This is a genomic window from Streptomyces sp. NPDC043876 (assembly GCF_056435825.1).
Genome location: NZ_JBWKDV010000051.1, coordinates 1 through 4568, shown reverse-complemented (window position 1 = coordinate 4568; position 4568 = coordinate 1). Strand labels below are relative to the sequence as shown.

Annotated in this window: 1 protein-coding gene; it reads right to left on the bottom strand. The window is 69.4% G+C overall.

Annotated features, from left to right (window positions below):
* Positions 1–4568: SDR family NAD(P)-dependent oxidoreductase (locus AC0693_RS38630; protein ID WP_478804609.1), on the bottom strand; the 4568-nt coding region annotated here is incomplete at both ends.

Below are 4568 nucleotides of genomic sequence, written 5' to 3'. Positions count from 1 at the left end.
TCACCGGCCGACCAGTCCACGTGCGGAGTCGGCTCGTCCACGTGCAGGGTCTGCGGAAGCACCCCGTGCTGCATCGCCAGCACCATCTTGATCACACCGGCCACACCCGCCGCGGCCTGCGTGTGACCGATGTTCGACTTCACCGAACCCAGCAGCAGCGGACGGCCGCCCTCGCGGTCCTGGCCGTACGTGGCCAGCAGCGCCTGCGCCTCGATCGGGTCACCGAGCCGCGTACCGGTACCGTGCGCTTCGACCGCATCGACCTCGGAAGCCGAGAGCCCGGAGGTCGCGAGGGCGGCACGGATGACGCGCTGCTGCGAAGGGCCGTTCGGGGCGGTGAGCCCGTTGCTGGCACCGTCCTGGTTGATCGCGGATCCGCGGACCACGGCGAGGACGGGGTGGCCGTTGCGGCGGGCGTCCGAGAGCCGCTCGACGAGGAGCATGCCGACGCCCTCACCCCAGCCCGTGCCATCGGCCGAGGCGGCGAAGGCCTTGATCCGACCGTCCTCGGCCAACCCACGCTGACGGCTGAAGTCGATGTAGGCGCCGGGCGACGACATCACGGTGACCCCGCCCGCGAGGGCGAGCGAGCACTCGCCGCTGCGCAGGGCCTGGACCGCCCAGTGCAGGGCGACGAGGGAGGCCGAGCAGGCGGTGTCGATGGTCACGGCCGGGCCTTCGAGGCCGAAGGCGTACGAGAGCCGACCCGAGACCACACTCGCCGCGTTGCCGGTGCCCAGGTACCCCTCGAGGCCGTCCGGGACGGACTGGAGCGTGGCCCCGTAGTCCTGGCCATTGGTTCCGACGAAGACACCGGCCTGGCTACCGCGCAGCATCGCCGGGTCGATCCCCGCACGCTCGAAGGCCTCCCACGTGGTCTCCAGCAGCAGGCGCTGCTGCGGATCCATCGCCAGAGCCTCGCGCGGGGAGATCCCGAAGAACTCCGCGTCGAAGTCCGCAACGTCGTAGAGGAAGCCGCCCCCACGGGCATAGAAGGTGCCCTGCTGTTCAGGGTCCGGGCTGTAGAGCCGCTCCAGGTCCCAACCGCGGTCGACCGGGAACTCACCGATCGCGTCACCACCGGCCGCCAGCAACTTCCACAGATCCTCGGGAGTGCGCACCCCGCCGGGGAAGCGGCAGCTCATCGCCACGATCGCGATCGGGTCATCGTCCGCCACCGTCACCACCGGAGCACTGACGGCCTCGACCTGGGCCCCCAGTAGCTCATCCCGCAGGAACGACATGAGGGCGGAAGCCGTCGGGTAATCGAAGATCAGCGTCGCCGGCAGGCTCACACCCGTCGCCGCCCCGAGCCGGTTGCGCAACTCCACAGCAGTCAGGGAATCGAACCCCAACTCCTTGAACGCCCGCTCCGCACCCACCGTCTCCGAACCCTCATGACCAAGCACCGCAGCCACATGCGTACGAACCAAGGCCAGCAGCTCACGCTCGAGTTCGGGCGCGCCCAGACCGGCGAACCGGTCGGCGGGCGAAGCGGTGGCTTCGGCAGCGGCAACGGGCCCGGTGGGGCGGGTCTCGACCAGCTCGGCGAAGAGGCTGCTGGGGCGGACCACGGAGAAGGCGGGCGCGAAACGCTCCCATGCCACATCGGCCACCAGCAAGGCGGCCGCGTCTCCTGCCGCACCCACGCTCTGCCGCAGAACAGCCATCGCCGTCTCCGGCGCCATCGGCGGAAGACCCTCACGTCGCATCCGGGCTTCGAGAGCCTCGTCGGCGGCCATCCCGCCTTCGGCCCACGGACCCCAGGCGATGGACGTCGCGGCCAGACCAGCCGCACGCCGCTGCTCGGCCAAAGCATCCAAATAGGCATTCGCAGCCGCGTAGTTGGCCTGACCTGCCGAGCCCGTCATGCCGCTCATGGAGGAGAAGAGGACGAAGGCGTCGAGCTCGATCCCCAGCTCGACGGTCAGCTCGTGCAGGTTGAGCGCGGAGGTGGCCTTGGCCCGCAGCACGCTCTCGAACCGCTCCGGCGTCAACGCATCCAGCACACCGTCATCCAGCACACCAGCCGTATGCACCACAGCCGTCAACGCGCCGCCCTCGGCAGCCAACAGCGCCCGCAACGCCACCCGATCAGAAACATCACAAGCAACCACAGACACATCAACACCCAGATCGGCCACCAGCTCAGCCACACCCGGAGCATCCGGACCACGACGACTGGTCAGCACCAGACGCTCAACACCCGCACCAGCCAGCCAACGAGCAACCCGGCCACCCAACGCACCCGTACCACCCGTCACCAGCACCGTCCCCAACGGCGACCACGAACCCCCAGCCCGCGCCGCACGCACCAGACGACGACCGAACACACCAGACGACCGGACCGCAACCTGATCCTCGACACCACCCAGGACCGCAACCAGCCGGCTCATGGCCCGCTCGTCCCACACCTCGGGAAGGTCGACCAGACCACCCCAACGCTCCGGAACCTCCAGAGCCGCCACCCGACCCAAACCCCACACCTGCGCCTGAACAGGCGAAACGAGCTTGTCGGAACGGCCCACACTCACCGCACCCCGCGTCAGGCACCACAACGGCGCCCCCACCCCGGCATCACCCAACGCCTGCACCAAAGCGGCGGTAGCAACAAGCCCACCCACCTCATCCAGCGCCAGCAACGACACCACACCAACCACCGAACCAGCACCAGCCAGCAGACCCGCAAGACCCCCACGGTCCATGCCCGGATCCACCACAACCCGACGCACCCCAGCACCACGCCCAGCCAGAGCCGCCACCACAGCCGCATCATCCACACCCGCAGCCGGCACCACGACCAGCCACTCACCCGACAGCACAGCACCGGCAGCACCGTCCGTCAGCGGCTTCCACGACACCCGGTACCGCCAGGAGTCGACCTCGGACTGGGTCCGCAGACCCCGGCGCCACGCCGACAGCGCGGGCAGTGCCGGCAGGACCGTTCCCAGAGTGTTCTCGTCGTCCATGTCCAGGGCGGCAGCGAGCGACTCCAGGTCCTCGCGCTCCACGGCGTCCCAGAAGCGGGAGTCCAGGTCATCCGCCGCACCCTTCCGAGTCGCGCCGGGCATCTCAAGCCAGTAGCGCTCGTGCTGGAAGGCGTACGTCGGCAGCTCCACCCGTCGGGCGCCCGTACCGGCGTAGAAGGCGGACCAGTCCACGGCCACACCCCGTACCTGTGCCTGAGCCAGAGCCGCAACCGCAGTCTCCGCCTCCGGCCGTCCGGACCGCAGCACCGGCATGAACCCAGCAGCAGCCGTCACGCACTCCTGGGCCAGCGCCGACAGCACGCCGTCCGGACCGAGTTCGACGTACGTCGTCACACCCGCGGCCTCCAGGGCCCGCACACCATCGAGGAAGCGAACCGCCTCCCGGACGTGTCGCACCCAGAAGTCGGCCGAACCCATCTCGTCCGAGACCAGCGCACCCGTCAGGTTGGAAACGACCGGAATCCTCGGAGCGGCGAACTCCAGCCCCGCCACCACCTCACGGAAGTCCTCCAACATCCCGTCCATGTGCGGCGAGTGGAAAGCGTGACTGACGGTGAGCCGCTTGCTCTTGCGGTCGGCGAACACCTTCACCACCGCGAGCACAGCGTCCTCGTCACCCGCGATCACGACCGACGCGGGCCCGTTGACGGCGGCGATGCTCACCCGGTCATTCAGCAGCGGCAGGACTTCGTCCTCCGACGCCTGGAGAGCGATCATCACCCCACCACCCGGCAGCGCCTGCATCAGGCGGCCCCGGGCGGCGACGAGCACACACGCGTCGTCGAGGGAGAAGACACCCGCGACATGCGCGGCCGCGACCTCACCGATCGAATGACCGGCGAGGAAGTCCGGCTTAACACCCCACGACTCGACGAGCCGGAACAGCGCCACCTCGACCGCGAACAACGCAGGCTGCGCCCATTCCGTACGATTCAGCAGCTCCGCATCCGCACCGAACAGCACGTCCCTCAGCGGTACTTCGAGCTCAAGCCGCTCACACACCGCATCCAGCGCATCCGCGAACACCGGGTAGGCGTTATACAACTCACGCCCCATCCCGAGGCGCTGGCTGCCCTGACCGGTGAACAGGAAGGCGGTCTTGCCACCCACCGGCGAGCCCTCGATCACACCCGTCGCGGAGCGGCCCTCCGCGAGCGCGGCCAGCCCGGCCAGCAGGCCCTCACGGTCCGCAGCCACCACAGCCGCCCGGTCCTCGAACACTGCCCGGCCGGAAGCCAGCGACCACGCCACATCCGCCACACGCAGCTCGGGCGTGCCCACCAGATACGAGTGGAGCTGACGAGCCTGCGCCCGCACAGCCTCCCCGCCCTTGGCCGACAACAGCCACGGCATCACAGCCGGAACGACCGACTCGCCCTGCTGAACCTGAACCACCGCGGCCGCGACCGGCGGCTGTTCGATGATCGTGTGCGCGTTCGTGCCGCTGATGCCGAACGAAGAGATACCCGCACGACGCGCCCGGCCGGTCTCCGGCCACGCCACCGCCTCCGTCAGCAGGCTGACATCGCCCGCCTCCCAGTCGATCTGCGCCGACGGCGCATCCACATGCAGCGTCTT